The sequence below is a fragment of the Nocardia sp. NPDC050717 genome, assembly GCF_040654275.1.
Lineage (GTDB): Bacteria > Actinomycetota > Actinomycetes > Mycobacteriales > Mycobacteriaceae > Nocardia.
In genome coordinates this window covers 135082-153352 of sequence record NZ_JBFAHR010000006.1, presented here as the reverse complement: position 1 = coordinate 153352, position 18271 = coordinate 135082, and the positions used below count along the sequence as shown (strand labels likewise).

Annotated in this window: 19 protein-coding genes; 11 read left to right on the top strand and 8 right to left on the bottom strand. The window is 69.6% G+C overall.

Going from position 1 to position 18271, the window contains the following annotated elements; translation table 11 throughout:
• Positions 1 to 70 precede the first annotated feature (70 nt).
• From AB0H56_RS14940 to AB0H56_RS14930, 3 genes are all read left to right on the top strand, one after another.
• Positions 71 to 586, top strand: coding sequence for a lipoprotein LpqH (locus AB0H56_RS14940; RefSeq protein WP_357162497.1), 516 nt, complete (start codon positions 71 to 73; stop codon positions 584 to 586).
• 42 nt (positions 587 to 628) lie between these two features.
• Positions 629 to 1429 carry a hypothetical protein gene (locus tag AB0H56_RS14935; protein ID WP_357162494.1) on the top strand — a complete coding sequence of 267 codons (801 nt, stop codon included), beginning with the start codon at positions 629 to 631 and terminating at the stop codon, positions 1427 to 1429.
• A gap of 133 nt (positions 1430 to 1562) precedes the next feature.
• Positions 1563 to 3626, top strand: coding sequence for a PhoX family phosphatase (locus AB0H56_RS14930; RefSeq protein ID WP_357162491.1), 2064 nt, complete (start codon positions 1563 to 1565; stop codon positions 3624 to 3626).
• A 66-nt stretch (positions 3627 to 3692) separates the two neighbouring features.
• Here the strand turns inward: AB0H56_RS14930 and AB0H56_RS14925 are convergent, their stop codons facing one another.
• Positions 3693 to 4634 carry a DUF1214 domain-containing protein gene (locus tag AB0H56_RS14925; RefSeq protein ID WP_357162488.1) on the bottom strand — a complete coding sequence of 314 codons (942 nt, stop codon included), beginning with the start codon at positions 4632 to 4634 and terminating at the stop codon, positions 3693 to 3695.
• An 85-nt stretch (positions 4635 to 4719) separates the two neighbouring features.
• On the bottom strand, positions 4720 to 5463 hold the full coding sequence (locus AB0H56_RS14920) for a glycoside hydrolase family 25 protein (protein WP_357162485.1): 744 nt from the start codon (positions 5461 to 5463) through the stop codon (positions 4720 to 4722).
• A gap of 186 nt (positions 5464 to 5649) precedes the next feature.
• Here AB0H56_RS14920 and AB0H56_RS14915 point away from each other — a divergent pair, with 186 nt between their 5' ends.
• Positions 5650 to 6336: a pentapeptide repeat-containing protein gene (locus tag AB0H56_RS14915; RefSeq protein WP_357162482.1), complete on the top strand. Its 687-nt coding sequence runs from the start codon at positions 5650 to 5652 to the stop codon at positions 6334 to 6336.
• A gap of 11 nt (positions 6337 to 6347) precedes the next feature.
• Here the strand turns inward: AB0H56_RS14915 and AB0H56_RS14910 are convergent, their stop codons facing one another.
• Both AB0H56_RS14910 and AB0H56_RS14905 read right to left on the bottom strand, forming a co-directional pair.
• Positions 6348 to 7688, bottom strand: coding sequence for a glycogen debranching protein (locus tag AB0H56_RS14910; protein ID WP_357162479.1), 1341 nt, complete (start codon positions 7686 to 7688; stop codon positions 6348 to 6350).
• Between the two features lie 54 nt (positions 7689 to 7742).
• Complete coding sequence (locus tag AB0H56_RS14905; RefSeq protein WP_357162476.1) at positions 7743 to 8246, bottom strand: DUF6069 family protein; 504 nt, start codon at positions 8244 to 8246, stop codon at positions 7743 to 7745.
• A 255-nt stretch (positions 8247 to 8501) separates the two neighbouring features.
• Between AB0H56_RS14905 and AB0H56_RS14900 the strand changes: the two genes are divergently transcribed.
• Both AB0H56_RS14900 and AB0H56_RS14895 read left to right on the top strand, forming a co-directional pair.
• Entirely contained in the window at positions 8502 to 9191 is a 690-nt protein-coding gene (locus AB0H56_RS14900; RefSeq protein WP_357162473.1) for an SDR family oxidoreductase, read from the top strand.
• Between the two features lie 354 nt (positions 9192 to 9545).
• A complete protein-coding gene (locus AB0H56_RS14895) occupies positions 9546 to 10337 on the top strand; it encodes a polysaccharide deacetylase family protein (RefSeq protein ID WP_357162907.1) in 792 nt (263 codons plus the stop codon).
• Between the two features lie 265 nt (positions 10338 to 10602).
• On the opposite strand, the gene leuS is transcribed toward AB0H56_RS14895, so the two are convergent.
• On the bottom strand, positions 10603 to 13446 hold the full coding sequence (gene leuS, locus AB0H56_RS14890) for a leucine--tRNA ligase (RefSeq protein ID WP_357162470.1): 2844 nt from the start codon (positions 13444 to 13446) through the stop codon (positions 10603 to 10605).
• A gap of 180 nt (positions 13447 to 13626) precedes the next feature.
• On the opposite strand from leuS, the gene AB0H56_RS14885 reads away from it, so the two are divergent.
• The 5 genes from AB0H56_RS14885 (at position 13627) to AB0H56_RS14865 (ending at position 15621) form a co-directional block, all read left to right on the top strand.
• Positions 13627 to 14034: an SdpI family protein gene (locus AB0H56_RS14885; RefSeq protein WP_357162467.1), complete on the top strand. Its 408-nt coding sequence runs from the start codon at positions 13627 to 13629 to the stop codon at positions 14032 to 14034.
• Between the two features lie 82 nt (positions 14035 to 14116).
• Positions 14117 to 14425 (top strand): hypothetical protein, encoded by a 309-nt coding sequence (locus AB0H56_RS14880; protein WP_357162464.1) that lies wholly within the window; start codon positions 14117 to 14119, stop codon positions 14423 to 14425.
• A gap of 116 nt (positions 14426 to 14541) precedes the next feature.
• Entirely contained in the window at positions 14542 to 14883 is a 342-nt protein-coding gene (locus AB0H56_RS14875; protein ID WP_357162461.1) for a hypothetical protein, read from the top strand.
• 33 nt (positions 14884 to 14916) lie between these two features.
• Positions 14917 to 15138: a hypothetical protein gene (locus AB0H56_RS14870; protein ID WP_357162458.1), complete on the top strand. Its 222-nt coding sequence runs from the start codon at positions 14917 to 14919 to the stop codon at positions 15136 to 15138.
• 96 nt (positions 15139 to 15234) lie between these two features.
• Entirely contained in the window at positions 15235 to 15621 is a 387-nt protein-coding gene (locus AB0H56_RS14865) for a hypothetical protein (protein ID WP_357162455.1), read from the top strand.
• Here the strand turns inward: AB0H56_RS14865 and AB0H56_RS14860 are convergent, their stop codons facing one another.
• The 3 genes from AB0H56_RS14860 to AB0H56_RS14850 all read right to left on the bottom strand — a co-directional run bounded on the left by AB0H56_RS14860 (position 15622) and on the right by AB0H56_RS14850 (position 18270).
• A complete protein-coding gene (locus AB0H56_RS14860; protein WP_357162452.1) occupies positions 15622 to 15993 on the bottom strand; it encodes a cupin domain-containing protein in 372 nt (123 codons plus the stop codon).
• Positions 15994 to 16234: 241 nt separating this feature from the next.
• Entirely contained in the window at positions 16235 to 17260 is a 1026-nt protein-coding gene (locus tag AB0H56_RS14855) for an aminotransferase class I/II-fold pyridoxal phosphate-dependent enzyme (protein ID WP_357162449.1), read from the bottom strand.
• Positions 17257 to 18270, bottom strand: coding sequence for a 3-oxoacyl-[acyl-carrier-protein] synthase III C-terminal domain-containing protein (locus AB0H56_RS14850; protein WP_357162904.1), 1014 nt, complete (start codon positions 18268 to 18270; stop codon positions 17257 to 17259). Before AB0H56_RS14850 ends, AB0H56_RS14855 begins: the two co-directional genes overlap by 4 nt.
• Position 18271: the final 1 nt, after the last annotated feature.

The following is an 18271-nucleotide window of genomic DNA, read 5'->3' as shown; positions in this document are numbered from 1 at the left end:
GTGGCGATTCCTACCTTTCTCTCAACGGGTCAACCACACCGACCCGCACGACCGAGAGAACGGAAACACCATGAACACCAAGCTGATCGCCGCCATCGCCGCCTCCGCCGCCGCCACCGCGCTGTTCGTCACCGGCTGCAGCGACGACTCCGGCAGCACCGCCACCCCGAGCAGCACCGGTTCGGCCGCGCCCGCCCCGGCCGCGGGCAAGTCCGCCGCCAGCGTGGACGGCAAAGCGTTCGACGCGAAGTTCGAGACCACCTGCGCCAAGCAGGGCAGCACGCTGGCGCTGGCGCTCACCGACCTGGCCAACGCCACCTACGGCAACCTCTCGGTCAGCGCCTCGATCGAGGGCGACACCGTCCAGGCGGTCGCCATCGCCGGCTCCCAGGGCGGCGCCAACGGCATGCCCTACGCGGTCGGCTACGGCAACGGCCAGCCCGGTGGCTCGGCCAAGCTCACCAAGGACGGCAACACCTTCAAGGTCACCGGCGAGGGCGTGAGCGCCCCCGACATGACCAACCCGCTGGCCGGCCCCGCGACCGCGAAGTTCGACATCACCTTCGCCTGCACCACCATCGCCTGACCCTGTCCGCGACCCGGTCGCACCACTTCCCGAGGAGGAACCATGAAATCCAAGCTGCGTGCGGCCGCGGTCGCGTTCGGAATCCTGGCCATCGGCTACTACCTGTACTACGGACTCACCTACACCCCCGACGAGTTCACCGGCGGCATGCTCGGCTGGGTCGGCCCGCAGATGGCGCTGCCGATCATCGCCCTCACGATCGTCCCGATGGTGTTCGCCTTCACCGGCGACGGCATCTTCGAGGCCTTCACCGGCCGCAACAGCGGTGAGTTCCGCGAGGGCGAGGTGGGCATCGGCACCATCGTCGGGTTCCGCCAGACCGGGGTCTCGGTCAACGACCAGCCCCAGGTCAGGATCGAGTTCCGGGTCGAGGGCGCCGACGGCAAGGTCTTCGATTCGCAGGCCAAGATGATCGTGCCGCTCACCGAGCTCGCCCTGCTGCAGCCCGGCGTCGTCCTGCCGGTGCGCTACCTGCCCGGCCGCACCGACAAGGTCGAGGTCGACCGCTCCGGCGACCAGGGCGCCGCGCAGCGGGCGATGAACGAATCGCTCATCCGCAAGGGCATCACCACCCGCGCCAAGCTCGACATCGCCGAACGCGGCATCGCCGCCCAGGCCGTGGTCCGCAGCCTGGACGTGCCCGGCCGCATCCGCGGCGGCTACACCGAGGTGGTGCTCGGCCTGGTGGTCACCCGGCCCGACGGCTCCACCTTCGAAGCCCGCGTGGACAAGTATTTGCCGCCGACGGCCATCGGATCGGTGCAGGTCGGGCGGATCGTGCAGGCCCACTACCTGCCCGGCGACGAACAGGAGGTGGTGATCGCGCTGCCGGTCAACGCCTGATGACACCAGCCCTTCCCTGAACTCGGCGAGTACACCACTCGCCGAGTTTTGGTCGTGTGTTCATCTACGCGTTCCCGACGGCTCGCCTGCGGTGCCTACCGTGCGGCGAAGTCCGACCTACACAGGAGTCACCGTGAGTCCGAAACCGCTCGCACTGTTCGTCAAGCACGACGGCCAGTCGTCACGAGCCGCCCTGACTTGTGAATACAAGTGCGGCAACGCGTGCTTCCACGAGCCGCCGAACACCTCCGCCGGCGCCTACTTCGGTGACATCGTCAGCGGCCTGAACCGCCGCGGCCTGATCAAGGGCGGCGCCGCCGCGGTGCTGGCCTTCGGCGCGGCGGGCGCGCTGGCCGCCTGCGGTGACGACGCGGCCGAGTCCTCGTCGACCCCGGCGCCGACCCCGGCAGGCACTCCCGGCACCGGCACGAACTTCACCGCCGTGGCGCCCAACAAGGAAGACGCGCTGGTCATCCCGGAGGGCTACGAGCAGCAGGTCGTGCTGCGCTGGGGCGACCCGATCTTCGCCGACGCCCCCGCCTTCGATTTCGACAAGCAGAGCGCGGCCGCGCAGCTGAAGCAGTTCGGCTACAACAACGACTTCGCCGCCCTGCTGCCCATCGAGGGCCAGGCCAACAGCTACCTGCTCGTGGTCAACCACGAGTACACCACCGGCCCGATGATGTTCCGCGGCTACAACAAGGAAGCACCGACCGACGAGCAGATCGCCATCACCAAGGCCGCGCACGGGCTCTCGGTGGTTGAGGTCAAGGGCGAGGCAGGCACCGGCAAGCTCACCCCGGTCTTCGGCAAGTACAACCGCCGCATCACCGCCGACACCGAGTTCACCCTCACCGGTCCGGCGGCGGGCAGTGCGTTCACCATCACCGGCGCCGACTCCTCCGGCACCAAGGTGCTCGGCACCTTCGCCAACTGCGCGGGCGGCGTGACCCCCTGGGGCACCGTGCTCTCCGGCGAGGAGAACTTCAACGGCTACTTCGCCAACGGCGACAAGGCCTCCGACCCGCAGGGCCGGGTGAAGCGCTACGGCTTCGCCAAGGGCGGCACGCCGAACCAGTGGGAGCGCGTCGACAAGCGCTTCGACCTGAGCCAGGAGCCCAACGAGGCCAACCGTTTCGGGTACGTCATCGAGGTGAACCCGTGGGACGCCTCGTCCACCCCGATCAAGCACTCGGCGATGGGCCGCCTCAAGCACGAGGGCGCCAACATCTACGTCACCGCGAACGGCGACGTCGTCTCCTACACCGGTGACGACGAGAAGTTCGACTACATGTACAAGTTCGTATCCAAGCGAAAGATGCAGTCGGGCACCGGCGCGGCGGCCATGCGGCACAACCTGACCATCCTGGACGCGGGCACCCTCTACGTCGCCAAGCTCACCGGCGACCACGCCGACAAGATCGACGGCAGTGGCGCGGTGCCCTCCGACAAGGGCTTCACCGGCAAGGGCCAGTGGATCCCGCTGCTGGAGACCGGCGAGGACGGCAAGGGCAAGTCGCTGGTCGACGGCATGTCGGCCGCCGAGGTCGCGGTGTTCACCCGGCTGGCCGCCGACAAGGTCGGCGCCACCAAGATGGACCGCCCCGAGGACTTCGAGGCCAACCCGTACACCGGCAAGGTCTATGTGGCGCTGACCAACAACGACAACCGTGCCAAGGACGACAAGCCGGGCGTCGACGAGGCCAACCCGCGCAAGCTGAACAAGAACGGCCAGGTCCTCGAGATCGACGACAACCACACCGGCACCGACTTCACCTGGTCGCTGCTGCTGGTCTGTGGTGATCCGGCCGCCGCCGACACCTACTTCGCCGGTTTCGACAAGACCAAGGTGAGCCCGATCTCCTGCCCGGACAACCTGGCCTTCGACCCGTACGGCAACCTGTGGATCTCCACCGACGGCAATGCCCTCAAGACCAATGACGGCCTGTTCTCGGTGGTCCTCGACGGCCCCAACCGCGGCGAGACCAAGCAGTTCCTGACCGTCCCCAAGGGCGGCGAGACCTGCGGCCCGATCGTCACCGAGCAGCGCGTGATCGTCTCGGTCCAGCACCCCGGCGAGGCCGACGACGCGACGCCGGACAACCCGCAGTCGCACTGGCCCGACGGTGGCACCTCCCAGCCCCGGCCCGCGGTGGCCGTGGTGTGGAAGAAGAACGGCGGACGCATCGGCGTGTGACCCGCCGACGAAACCGGTACCCGACTGGGCGGGTACCGGTTTCGTCGTCTCCGGATCACCGCTGGCTCAGGCCGGTTCGATCTCGGGAACCTGCCACGTCGCGAGGTCGTCCAGGCGGGGACGGTACAGGCGGATCAGCAGGTTCCAGCCCGGCGGAAGCGGGATGCCGTTCGTGGCATCAGGACCGGTCGAGCCGAGGTGGATCGTGGTCGAGCCGTCGTCGTTGTGCCGGGCGAAAACGGAGTTCACGTTGGTGATCCCGCTGGGGCCCGGTTCGAAGTAGCCGTCACCGTTGTAAACGCTCAACGACCAGAATGCGTCTGCCGGGACGTCGCGGAAGGTCATCGTGTACGCCCCGACCGGCAGGCCGGGATGCACATTCAGATAGGCCGCTTCGGCGTCGGGTAGTCCGCCCCAACCCGCCGCCGTCCCGATCAGATGATGGACCGGGTCGACGTCGTCGGCGCTGCCGAAGGATCCGCTGAAGTCGGCCATCGACTCGTTCAGCGCCAGCAGCGCGTCCCTGACCTGCTTGTGGGTGGCGGAGTCGTAGTCCGCGTACTCGAAGGGCCGCTGCTGTCCCGCCGTGAGGCGGAGGCCGTCCTGGATGCGATGGGCCTCGGCGAGATCGGCGGGATCGTTCGGGTCGAACAGGATCCGCGCGGCCACGACGACGTAATCGGAGCCGAATTCGTCCCGGCCGAGTGGGTAGGTCCCGGGCTGGTGGAAGACCCTGTTGATGTAGTGGTCCTGGTTGATCACCATCACCGACAGGTAGCGCCGACCGGCATCCGGGATGGTCAGCGTCGCCGGGCCGTCGGTGATCGACGTGATCGCCACCGAGTACAGGGTGTCGCGGTTCTGGCGGATCACCGGTTGCTGATCCAGCGGGGCCAGCTCACGGTCGTGGTGGAACACACCGAGACCGCCGACGATCGGCAGCATCCGCTCGATCATCGTGTCGGTCTCCGCCCGGGCGAAATTGTCCACATTCACCGGGATACTCATGGCCGCTCGCTTTCCGCCGTCGGATCGTTTCCGCAGCATCACGGATCGGCAGGCCCTCGGCCTCACCCGCGGCGAATGAATTCGATCAGCTGCTGCCGAACAGCCCCGACATGTTCGCGAAGCGGGCGAAATCGGTGTGGGTGGCGTTGAAGCGGTTGACGTCGGTGGCGCCGCCGATGCCGGGGACGCTGCCGCGGTCGGTGGTCTGCCAGAACGTCCAGGTGGGCCAGTTGCCGGGGACGTCGGGTTCGGGGTTGCCGCTGTAGTCGGCGATCCACAGGGGATGGTGGGTGAACAGGCTGGTGTCGGCCATGGCCGTCTTCCAGAAGTGGGGATAGGTGTAGATGATCGCGGTGCGCCCCGTCAGCGCCCGCACGGTCGCGAGGTAGCGCTCGGTCCAGTTGATCAGCTCGGCGGGGGCGAGGCCGCCGGAGGTCTCCAGATCGAGCACCGGTGGCAGATCGAGTGGGCCGTTCTGGCCGAGCACTGTGGCCGCGTACATCGCCGCCTGCGGCTCGGGCGGCAGCTCCGGCCTGGCGAAATGGTAGGTGCCGCGCGCCACGCCCGCGGTGCGCATCAGGATGCTGTCGGGCACGAAGTACGGATTGACGTAGTGCAGTCCCTCGGTGGCCTTCACCATCGCGAACTGATGACCGGCCGCGCGCACGGCGTGCCAGTCGATCATCCGCCCGTCCACATGCTGCCAGGACGACACATCGGGACCGCTCGGCTCGGCCTGCGCGAGCGCGGGCACCAGCCCGGCCAGCGCGACCACCGACAGCGCGGTGCAACCTCGGCGAACCGTCGAACTCCAGCGCTTGGTGTCCATGGCCCTCGACCGTAGTGCCCGCGAACCCGTGTGACCAGCGGTGTTGATGGGGTGTCCGGGAAAAGTTGTGACGAGCGGCGGGGCGCTATACCACCCGGCGGGCGCCGTGACAGCGGCGAACCGGTGGTGCGGACGCGTCGGTCGGACCCGTATGTTGGGCGCGTCCGCGGAGACGGGAGTGGTGGCGTGGTGCGCAAGCGTGAGGTGCGGTTCGAACCGAAGGTGGCCGGGCTCGGTGCCCTGCCGGAGGCGGCATCGCCAGGGGACGACCCGGCCGACGACGGCAGCGTGTCCGGCGTCGAGTATCGCGGAGCCGACTTCGCCGAGTCACACGTCTACGGGTGGACCGTCGAGCAGTGCCGGTTCGACAGCGTCCGCTTCCCGAGCACGCTGCGGCAGGCCAGGATCGACGAGGCCGAGCTGCGGGTGTGCGATCTCGCCAATGTGCAGGCCGACGATTCGTCGATGTTCGAGACCGGGATCGCGCACGGCAGGCTCACCGGATTGTCGTGGACCGCGGGCGTGCTGCGCGATGTGCTGATCGACTCCACGCGTGCCGACCTGGCCTCGTTCGCCGAATCACGTTTGCGCACAGTGGTGTTCCGCGACTGCGACCTGCGGCAGGCCGATTTCCAGCGGACCGAGTTTCGCGATGTGCGCTTCGAACGCTGCAATCTCGCCGGTGCCCGCTTCGCCGATGCCAGGATCCAGCAGAGCCTGCGCTTCGAGGACTGCGATCTCACCGGGGTGCTCGGGGTCACCGCGCTGCGCGGCGCCGTCATCCAGGGTGGTGACCTGGTATCACTGGCGGCCACGCTCGCCCGCGAACTCGGCATCATCGTCGAATGGCAGGAGTTCGCCGGCGAGCACTGAGCGGTGGAGCTTCAGCCGAGCCAGTCGAGCACCGAGGCCGCGGTCCAGGACTGCTGCATGCTGCCCAGCGGTGCGCCGGTGAAGGGTTCGTAGTACTCGGCGAAGCTGCCGTCGGCGGCCTGACGCAGGCCCTCGGCGCGCAGCATGTAGGCGCGTTCGGCCCAGCCGCGGCGGGCGAAGGCCCACGAGAACAGCCAGCTCATCACCGGCCAGACCGGGCCGCGCCAGTACTCGCGGGGACGGAAGTCCTTCGAGACCGGCGAGGTCGAGGGCGGTAGGGCGTAGCGCAGGTCGGGGTGACCGCAGAAACGCGGACCCTCGAAGGTGTTGAGCAGGGCGCGTTCGGCGTGCCGCGGCAGCCCGCCCGCCAGCAAGGGCGCGAACATCGCCAGCGTCTCGGTGTTGATCCAGCGCTGCAGGCGCACGTCGTAATCCCGTGCGGCGCCGGTGCGTTCGTCGGTGGTGGCGACCACGCCGTTGCGGAAGCGTTCGGCCCAGCCGTGCAGTTCGCGGACGTCGGCGTGCGGCTGCTTGTATTCCTCGCCGATATCGGCGAGCACCTCGCAGGCCAGCGCGAAGATCGCCGAGACGAACACGTCCTCCACGGCGAAACTCATCACCGAGGTGAGCTGGTAGTCGTCGTAGGACGCGCGCCGCATCTGCTCGACCAGCCACAGGTAGCGGTCGTATTCGCGGTCGCTCGGGCGCTGGGTGGGGTCGGAGATGATCGCGGTGTCGGCACGGCGGTAGGGCGGCAGGTCGGCGCCGGGGACCACGTTGGCGTAGGCGCGGTCCCAGCGCGGCGAATTGTCCATGCCCGACTCCCAGCCGTGGTACAGCGTCACCCGCCCGGTCTCCTTGGGGTCGCGGGCGTGCGCGAGCCAGCGGTGCCAGCGCACCAGATCGGGCCAGCGCCGGTTCAGGAATTCCTCGGCGACCGCCCTGGTGGAGCGGCCGTGCCTGCGGGAATGGTCGAGAATGCGCTGGACGGCGATGGCGTGCACCGGCGGCTGGGTGATGCCGGAGGTGTCGGGACCGTCGGGCGCGTTGGCAGCCAGCCTGCGGCACTCCCAGCGCGCGGGGCCGGGGAAGTACCCGTCCACGCCGTTGGCGAAGACGATGTGCGGGATCATCCCGTTCTTCCACTGTGCCGAGAGCAGCGTGTCGAGCTCGACGACCGCGCGCTCCACGCTCAGCGGCGCCAGCCCGACCGCGACGAACGCCGCGTCCCAGCTCCACATGTGTGGATAGAGCCGGGGCGCGGCGCTCGTCATCGTGCCCAGGTCGTTGCCGCGCAGGAGATAGGCGGCGCGGGCCGCGAGCTGCGTGGGGGTGAACCCGGGATCGGACATCCCTCTATTCTGCGGCTGCCCTGCCCCGATGGCATCTCGGCACGGCTGTGACGATCAGTACCCGCCTTGACGCGCCTCGTTCTGCGCGGCGGTGCCGACCGAATTCAGCATGGTGGTGATCGCCAGGCCGATCACCAGGTTGAGTGAGGCCGTCGCGATCTTGGCGTCCAGATCGGCGATGAGGGTGAACGGCAGGATCACCGCGACGGCGGTGCACAGCAGGCAGATCCAGGTGAAGAAGGTCATCGGGCTCGGCATGGCCAGCAGCAGCACCATCAGCAGGGCCGTCGCCAGCAGTGCCGCGCCCGCGGCGGCCACCGCGTAGGACGTGGTCGACACCGAGCCGTAGGTGCCGGCCCCTTCCGGCGCGAGGATCGCGATGCCGAGCACGCCCCGGATCAGCATGATCGCCACCACGACGAGCAGCGCGGCGACGACCGCGGTGCCGATACCGCCCGCCCACAGCTTGCCCACATTGATCTTGGGCCGCGGGGGCTGTCCCTGGTTCGGTGGATACTGCGGGTTCGCTGGATCGTAGTTGTACCGGGGATCGGTCATGCCTCGACGGTACAAGCGCTGGCCCCTGATCTGCGCCGAAATGGGCACGGTGTCGGAAGCCGTCGGGTCGTGCGCCGGATTTGCCCGAATCTGGAGTCGCCAGAATTACGCGACGTCGTCCGGTTCGCGCGGGGCAGCGGACTGGTTTCGTGCGGCCCGATTCGCGGCGACGGCGGTAGCCCTGGCCGTCCTCGGCGCGTCGGTGGCCGGCCGGCGCGTCGTGGTCGACCCAGGTCTGCCGTTAGCGTGGATCGTATGACGGTGACCAGTACTCCCGCCCCGACCGCTTTGATCACCGGCGCCAGCCGTGGACTCGGCGCGGCGATCGCCCGTGAACTCGCGCCCACCCACGAGCTGCTGCTCGGCGCCCGCTCCGCCGACGCCCTCGCCCCGATCCTGGCCGAGCTGCCGGGTGCGACCGGCTGGCCCGTCGCGCTCACCGACTATCCGGCCGTCGCCGCGGCGGCGGAGCCGATCCAGCGGCTCGACGTGCTCGTCCACAACGCCGGGGTTGCCGACCTCGGCACCGTCGCGGAGTCCTCGGTGGACCAGTGGCGCACCACCCTCGAAGTCAACCTGATCGCCGTCGCCGAACTCACCAGGATCCTGCTGCCCGCCCTGCGCGCCGCGAACGGCCATGTGGTGCTGATCAATTCGGGTGCAGGGCTGCGCGCCAACGCGGGCTGGGGCTCGTACGCGGCGAGCAAGTTCGGCCTGCGCGCCCTCGCCGACGCGCTGCGCCTCGAGGAACCGACCCTGCGCGTCACCTCGATCTTCCCCGGCCGCATCGACACCGACATGCAGCGCGCGATCGTCGCCGACGAGGGCCGCGAATACCGCCCGGAGGAATTCCTGACCGCGGAGACCGTGGCCGGCGCCGTGCGCACCGCCGTCGACACCCCGCGTGACGGGCACCCGACCGAAATCGTGCTGCGCCCGCGGTGAGGCGTGTCGGTGCCGACCCGCGGCTGCGGCGCTCGGCGTGGTCGGTGTGCCTGCCCGGCCCGCCGGCGCCGGGAGGCCCGGCTGGATCGCCCGCGATCGCAGCCGCACGGTGCTGTGACGGCGGCACGATCATGTGCGCCCGGCGATGTGACTGTCAGCCGAGCGCGGTCGGGGCGGCCGGCGATTCGGTATGGTCGCCTGTCGTGCGGGCGGCACGATGTTCGCGCGCAGGTGCCCGCCGGTTCAGCTGGTCGACGGATTCGGTGGGTACGGTCCCGCTGTTTTGATCCGTGCCCTGGTCGGATGGCGCAGGTGCACCCGTCGAAGAGGGGTTCGTCCGTGGACAGACGTCGAATGCTGGCCTTGCTCGCCGCGGGCGGCGCGGTGGCGCTGACCGGGTGCGCGACCGCGGAGGGCGAGACGGCCGGTTCGGCGGGCGAGATCCCCACCCCGCCGGCGCCCGCCCCCGCTCCGGCCCCGGTCGCGCCGCTGCTGCCGCCGCCGCCCGGCGGGCCGAAGTCGGTGATCGCGGCCGAGACGATCACCGCGCTGCCCGGTCCCGGCACCAGCATGGCGCTCACCGTCGACGACGGCGCCAGCCCCGAGGTCGTCGGCGCGTACGTGCGGTGGGCGAAGGACACCGGCGCCCGCTTCACCTTCTTCGTCACCGGCTACTACGAATCGTGGACGATCCACCGCGACGCCCTGCGCCCCCTCGTCGATTCGGGTCAGATCCAGCTCGGCAACCACACCTGGGACCACCCCGCGCTCACCAAGATCGGCGCGAGCGGCATCGCCGACCAGCTCGGTCGCACGAAAGCCTTCCTGCGCAACACCTTCGGCGTCGACGGCACCCCGTTCTATCGCCCACCCTTCGGCTACCACAACGCCGCCGTCGACCGCGTCGCCGCCGACCTCGGCTACACCGTCCCCACCATGTGGGAAGGCTCCCTCTCCGACTCCGGCCTGATCACCGAGGAATACCTGATGGAATGCGCGCGAAAGTATTTCGCCGCCCAGAAGATCATCATCGGCCACGCCAACTTCCCCCCGGTCACCCACTGCTACGGCCAGCTCGTCGACATCATCCGCGAACGAAACCTCGCCCTGGTCACCCTGAACGACGTCCTCCAGGTCCAGGCCTGACCTCGGCAACCTCGGGATTACCACGTAGACAATAGCTTTGAGCTATGATCGCAACCGCTGCTCGACGGGGGTCAGAAAATGGCGTAGCCCCGGCGATGTGACCGAGTCAGTGATCGTTCCGGGGCCTTCGTCATCAAGTGTAGGGTCTCGCCGCACGTCAAGTCTGTCAACGTCAGCATGGAGCGATCACGCGTGCGCCGGCCGTCCGTCAACTGATCCGGCACCGCCGTGCTGCAGGGCGGGTTGAACCCTGCAGCACGGTCGGCTACGGGACGATGTTGACCATCTTGCCTGGGACGACGATGACCTTGCGGGGGGCCGCGCCCGCGAGCAGGGCGACGATCTTCTCGTCGGCCAGGGCGGCCGCCTCGATGGCGGTCGGGTCGGCGTCGGCGGGGACCTGGATGCGGCTGCGGACCTTGCCCTTCACCTGGATCGGGTACTCCACCGAGTCGGCGACCAGCAGGGCGGGGTCGGCGGTGGGGAAGGGGCCGTGGGCCAGGGAAGTGGTGTGGCCCAGGCGTTCCCACAGTTCCTCGGCGATGTGCGGGGCGAGCGGGGCCAGCATCAGCACCAGGGGTTCCACGGCGGCGCGCGGGGCGCCGTCGGGGTAGTTCTTGGTGAGGTGGTTGGTCAGCTCGATCAGCTTGGCGCCCGCGGTGTTGTCGCGCAGGGCGGCCAGATCCTCGTCGACACCGGCGATGGTGCGGTGCACCAGGCGCAGGGTCTCGTCCGAGGGCACGGCGTCGGTGGCTTTCACCGCGCCGGTCTCCTCGTCGATCGCCAGGCGCCACACCCGCTGCAGGAACCGGTGCGCGCCGACGACGTCCTTGGTCGCCCACGGCCGCGAGGTGTCCAGCGGCCCCATCGACATCTCGTAGAAGCGGAAGGTGTCGGCACCGTACAGATCGCACATCTCGTCGGGCGAGATGGCGTTCTTCAGCGACTTGCCGATCTTGCCGTACTCCTGGGCGACCTCGATCTCGACGCCGTCGGCGCCGGTCCAGAAGAACTTGTCGTCGCGCTCGACGACCTCGGCGGCGGGCACGTAGGCGCCACGCGCGTCGGTGTAGGCGTAGCCCTGCACGTAGCCCTGGTTGAACAGCCGCCGGTAGGGCTCGCTGCCGGTCACGTCGCCCAGGTCGAACAGCACCTTCTGCCAGAACCGCGCGTACAGCAGGTGCAGCACCGCGTGCTCAACGCCGCCCACGTACAGATCGACGCCGCCCGGATCGTTCGGACCGTGCTCGGCCGGCCGCGGCCCCAGCCAGTACTTCTCGTTCTCCTCGGCGCAGAACGCCTCGGTGTTGGTGGGGTCGGCGTAGCGCAGCTGGTACCAGGAGCTGCCCGCCCAGTTGGGCATGACGTTGGTGTCCCGGCGGTACTTCTTGGGTCCGTCGCCCAGATCCAGTTCCACGGTGACCCAGTCGGTGGCCTTGGCCAGCGGCGGGGACGGCTCGGAGTTCGCGTCGTCCGGGTCGAAGGTGACCGGGGCGAAGTCTTCCATCTCCGGAAGTTCCACGGGCAGCATGGATTCCGGCAGCGCGTGCGCGACACCCTGCTCGTCGTAGACGATCGGGAACGGCTCGCCCCAGTACCGCTGCCGCGCGAACAGCCAGTCGCGCAGCTTGTACTGGACCTTGCCGGTGCCGTGGCCGTCGGCCTCCAGGTGCCCGATCATCACGGCCTTGGCCTCGTCGACCGAAAGTCCGTTCAGGAAGTCGGAATTCACCAGTTCGCCGTCGCCCGCGTAGGCGCCCTCGGTGATGTCGCCGCCGGAGATCACCTCGACGATCGGCAGGCCGAGCGCGGTGGCGAAGTCCCAGTCGCGGCTGTCGTGGCCGGGCACGGCCATGATCGCGCCGGTGCCGTACCCGCTCAGCACGTAGTCGGCGATGAAGATCGGCACCTGCTTGCCGTTGGCCGGGTTGGTGGCATAGGAACCGAGGAAGACGCCGGTCTTCTCCTTGTTCTCCTGCCGCTCCAGATCCGACTTGGCCGCGATCGACTTGCGGTACGCCGCAACGGCTTCCGCGGGTGTGGCGGCGCCGCCGTTGGTCCAGCCCGGCTCGGTGCCGTCCGGCCAGACCGTCGAGGTCAGCGTGTCGACCAGCTCGTGCTCGGGCGCCAGCACCACGTAGGTGGCGCCGAAGAGCGTGTCGGGGCGGGTGGTGAACACCTCGAGCGTTTCGCCGTCGGCCTCGAAGCGCACCTGCGCGCCACGCGAACGGCCGATCCAGTTGCGCTGCATGGACTTCACGTTGTCCGGCCAGTCCAGCTCGTCCAGGTCGTCGACCAGGCGATCGGCGTAGGCGGTGATCCGCATCATCCACTGCCACATGCGCTTACGGAACACCGGGAAGTTCCCGCGCTCGCTGCGGCCGTCGGCGGTGACCTCTTCGTTGGACAGCACGGTGCCGAGACCGGGGCACCAGTTGACGATCGAATCCGACTGGTACACCAGGCGATACGAGTCGAGCAGCGCGCCACGCTCGGCCGCGTTCATGCTGTTCCAGTCGCCCTCGGGCACGGCGCGCGCACCGGTCGCGAACTGCTCCTCCAGCTCGGCGATCGGGCGGGCCCGGCCGGCCTCCTGGTCGTACCAGGCGTTGTAGATGCGCAGGAAGATCCACTGCGTCCAGCGGTAGTACTCGGGATCGGTGGTGGCGAAGGACCGCCGCGAGTCGTGGCCGAGGCCCAGCCGGTCCAGCTGACGCTGCATCGTCGCGATGTTGGACTCGGTGGTCACCCGGGGATGCGCGCCGGTCGCGACGGCGTACTGCTCGGCGGGCAGGCCGAAGGCGTCGTAGCCCAGCGCGTGCAGCACGTTGCGGCCGCGCATGCGGTGGTAGCGGCCGAAGACGTCGGTGGCGATGTAGCCCAGCGGGTGGCCGACGTGCAGGCCCGCGCCCGAGGGGAACGGGAACATGTCCTGGATGAACAGCTTGTCGGCCGGCGTGTCACCGGCGAGCGGCCCGACCGGGTTGGGCGCGTGGAAGGTGCCGCGCTCGGCCCAGTTCTGCTGCCAGCGTCGTTCGATCCGCCCAGCCAGCTCGGCGTTGTACCGGTGCTGAGGTACGTCACTCTCGGTTGCACGAGTGTCCTGCACGGTCCTGCCTTCTTGTTCTCGCCGATCCCCGGTAAACATCGTCTAACAGGGTAGAACGTCGGTGCCAGCCGATTTCCACGGGCCGAGACCGCGCGGCGCGCCGCTACGCCGCTGTGTGGGCGGTCACCTTCGCGGGGAGCGCGCGATCGGGGCCCGGCGCGGGTGCGCTAGCCTGCAGGAATGGTCGTCGTCGCTTCCCTGCTGTTCGCGCTGGCCGCGGTCGCCATCGTGACCGGTGTGCTCGGACTGCTCGGCAAACTGCCCCGCAACCGCTTCCTCGGTGTCACCACCGAAGCCGCCCTGCACAGCGACGACAACTTCCGCATCGCCAACCGCATCGCCGCGCCCACCTCGGTCGGCGCCGGTGCGCTGCTGTTCGCCGGTGGTCTGATCGCCCTGGTCGCGGGCGGCTTCGCCGGTCTCGGCGTCGCGGTCGTGGTGGCCGTGATCGCCGTGTTCACCCTCGGCGCCGGCGCCAATGCCGCGGCCCGCACCGTCGAGCCGCTCCTGCCGCCCGCCCCCGCCGGCGGCTGCGGTTCCTCGTGCGGCGGCTGCTCGCTGCGCGACACCTGCGCACCCGCCAACTGAGCCGGTCCGTACCCCCACAATTCACTGGCCTACGGCCCGTTGCTTCGGTACAACGGAGGTAGGAACTGAGCCGGGGGGATTCATGAAGTATTTCGGTTCGGCGGCGCTGCTCGCGCTCGTCGGAATCATCGTGGCGAACGTGTGGCCCGTGGCCGGGATCGTCGTCATCGTGGCCGCCGTCGGCCTGGCGATCGCCGGCGCTGTGCGGATCAGACGCGAAGACAAGTTGCTGACCTCCCGCAGGTCCGACCGGCGCTGGTGGGCCTCCGGTGGCGCGGGCGCCGCGGGCGGCGGCGGTGGGCACTTCTATGCCGGCGGCGGCGACGGCGGCAGTGACAGCGGTGGCGGCGGCTGCGGTGGCGGTGGAGGCGGCTGCGGCGGGGGCAGCTGACAGCCGTTTGGCCTGAACCGCGCTCGGGTACCCAGTGCTCAGCCAGGTGGGGGGATCCACCCTGTCTCGACGGTGGTGGGCGGGTCGCATCCGGACGAATCGACCGAGGGGGAAACATGTGGGCTATCGGGTTGGGACTGCTCGTCACGGTGATCGGGGTGATCTCGTTCGCGTTCGCGCCCATACTGGGTTTCGTACTGTTCTGCGTCGCCATCGGGCTCTACGCCACGGGCTTCGCCCTGCTCTCCCGGAACTCGCACCCCGGTCGTCCCGGTAGGCGGGGTGGGGGCGGCGGCTGGAGTGCCGGGGCCTCGGGCTCGGTCTTCGGCTGGGGTTTCGGTGACGGCGGTGGTTCCAGCGGTGACGGTGGTGGCGGCTCCAGCGGCTGCGGCGGTGGCAGCAGCGGCGGGGGTGGCGGCGGCTGTGGTGGTGGCGGCGGAGGCGGCGGCGGATGCTGACCGCCTGAGGTAGGACTCGAACAGGGGCGTGGCATGAAACTGTTCAGTGGATCCGGCGATCTGATCATGGCCTTCGCGGCGGCGGTGCTCCTGGCCGTCATCGGCGCGACGGTGATCGGCAAATCGGCCATGGCGGCCATACCCCTGTTCGTGATCGCGGCGCTGGTGACGGCCGATGCCTTCCGCGATCTCTCGCGCGCGAACCGCCTGCCCTGGCGTTCGTCCGCGCCCGCCACGACCCGGCAGCCCGGCTGATGCAGGCGGTCGACCGGGCGCCAGCCGGTCGAAAGGGGTTGTTAAGGGCGCGGGAATACCTTCGGCCGTGAGAGTTGAACCGGCTGGGGAGGTTTCATGGATATCGCCGAAGTGATCGGCACGATCGTCGCCTTCTTCATCGCGGGTGTCGGGGTGGTGATCGTGACCCTGGTCCCGGTGATGATCATCGTCGCGATCGTCCGGGCCACCGATACCCCGGCGGCCCGGACCCGGCGGGCGTATCGGGCGGCCGAGGTGCAGCGGGCCAGGGCGCAGATGCGGCACCGCCGCGGGTCGAGTTCGAGCAGCTGGTCCTACGCCGACAGCGGCTTCAGCAGCGGGTACGGCGGCGGCTCGAGCGGTGGTGGCTGGTTCGGCGGCGACAGCGGTTCGTCCAGCAGCTGCGACAGCGGCAGCTCGAGTAGCAGCAGCTGTGGCGGCGGGAGTTCGAGCAGCTGTGGCGGGGGTAGCAGCAGCTGCTGATCAGGGTGGGGTGACCTGGTGGGACAGGGGGCTGCCCGCCGGGTTGAGGTAGAGGACCAGGATGCGCACTTCGCCGCGGCCGAGATTGCGGGCGACGTGCGCGTTCGCCGGTCCACTCGGCTCACGGAAGACGTGGCCTCGCGGATACTCCGCGGGGCCACGTCGCACGTACGGATGGTCGAGGACACCCCGGGTGACCAGCACGAACAGCGTGCCGTCGTGATAGTGCCACCCGCTGCTGCCGCCGGGCGCGATGCGCGTCCGCCGCACCACGATCTCGCGCCCGCCCAGCCGCACGCGCAGGAGCGTCCGGCTGGCGGTGCCGACCGCGGGCGCCGGGTTCGGCTGGAACGTGGTTCGCCACCGGGTCATTCCGCCATCGAACCACGGCGTGCGCGCGCCGACCCGAACCCTGGGCGGTCCAGGGCGCCGGCGCCAGCGAACGCCTACCTCGCTCGGCGTGCTCGAGCCGAGCCCTGGCCAGCGGAACAACGCACTCGACGTCCACGTCGACCAGCGCCGGTGAGCCGCCCTGACGACAAACGCTTTGCCCGCGGCCGATGCTCGCTTGCTTGCGGGACGGTGCTTGCCCGCGCGGCCGTCGGGAGCACCCTCAGCCGCGTAGACCGGCGAGTGCCGCGTGCACGGCGAGCCCGGCGGTCGGGTCACCGACGGTGATGCGGGCACTGCCGTCCGCGTAGGCCTTGGCCTTGATTCCCGCCCGCCGCAGGGCGGTGGCCACTCCCGGACCGGGCAGGTAGAGGAAGTTGGCTCGGCTGAGTGGGACATTGATCCCCGAGGCGCACAGGGAGATACGCAGTGCTTCACGCTCCCGCCGGATATGGCGCACCCTGGCGCGGAGTTCGTCGTCGGCCGCGTAGCAGGCCCGGACGGCCGCGGCCGCCGCAGCGGGTGTTCCGAAGGGCAACTGCTGTCCGCGCACCCTGGCGATCAGCTCACCGCGTCCCACGCAATACCCGATACGCAATCCCGCCAATCCGTACGCCTTCGAAAAGGTTCGTAGGACAAGCAGGTTCGCGTGCCGACGCAGCAGTCCGTCGACATCGAGGCGATCGGCCGGGTCGAGGAACTCGGCGTAGGCCTCGTCGAGCAGCACCGGCACCCGGCGCGGAATCGCGGCGAGGAAGCCGCGCACCGCCGCCGCGTCGAGCACCGTTCCGGTCGGGTTGTGCGGACGGCACAGCACGACCAGCGCGGTCCGCCGGTGCACCGCGCGGCGGAGGGCGGCCAGGTCCTGCTGCCCCGCGGGGTCGAGCGGCACCGACACCAGTGGCATTCCCGCCATCTCCGCCATGATCGGATACCCGTCGAACGTCGGTGTGCTGCTCACGATCTCACCGCCACCGAGCGCCCGCAGGATCTGCATGGCGACGCCGGTGGCCCCGGCGCCCACCACCACTTCGTCGGCGGGCACGCCGAGCCGCTCGGCGATGAGCCGTGGCAGCCGCTCCGGCAGGAACTCCGGATATCTGTTCGCCGAAGCGAGCGTGTCCCGCACCGCCGCGACCACGGAAGGCAGTGGCGGAAAAGGGTTCTCGCTGAGCGACAGGTCGAACAGGGTGGCCGTGCCGTGGAACCGCCGGGAGGGGATCGACGGTTCCGCCAGCCGCACGGTCATCGCGCCGCGCCCCAGCGCACGGCCGCGGCGCCGGCGAAATCGCCCGCGTGCGCGAAGGCCGACAGCAACACCACCGACCCGTTGCGCAGCCGCCCGGCCCGGTTCTCCACGTCGAGGGTGACGGGAATGCCCGCGGCGAACAGGTTTCCGCACCGATCGAAGGTGTCGGGATGACGTTCGGCGGGCAGTTCGAGCGCATCGTGCCAGTTGCGCAGGAACAGCCGGTTGGGCTGGTTGGTGACAAAGGTGTCGATATCGCGCCCCTTCACCCCGATGTGGTCGCACACCGCCAGCGCCACCTCGGGCACGAGGCGATTGCCGCGCGCGAACACCTTGGTGATCTTCGATTCGGTGAAGCTCACACAGCCCTGGCCCTCGCCCGGCTCCCAGTACTTGCGCGGACCGTTGGTGGAGAAGTCCATGTCACCGGCGAATTCCGGGTAGGTGCGACATTCGATGTCGAGGATCGGCGCCGAGTCGTCCCTGCGCAGCAGGCCGATGCCGCAACCGTCGCCGGGCACCGGCGCCTGCGCGAGCTTGCGGATCTCGGGCTGGGTGAACACCGGGCCAGCGCAGTTCTGGGTGGCGACGATCAGCGCCGTGCGGGCGTCGCTGGTGGCCATGATCATCCGCGCCAGCGACATCATGTGCACGAAGGCCGCGCAGCCGCCGTTGTGTACGTCGAACACGTGCGCCGGCTTCGCGCCGAGCCGGCGCGCCAGCTCCGGACCGGCGCCGAGCACCGGATTGTCGGGCAGCTGGGTGTGGGTGATGATGATGTCGAGCTCGCCGGCGAGGCCGTCGCCGTGTCGGTCCCGCAGCGGCGCGAAGGCCCGTTCGGCCATGTCGACGGCCGTTTCGTCCCGGGAGATGTGATGACGGCCGGTGGGGGACCGGAACATCACGTTCTTGGCCATCCGGTCGGAGCGGGAGAACTGGGTGAAGTACTCGGTCGGGACGGGGTCGCCGGGCAGGTAGCTCGCGACATCGACCAGGCTCACGGTCGGCATG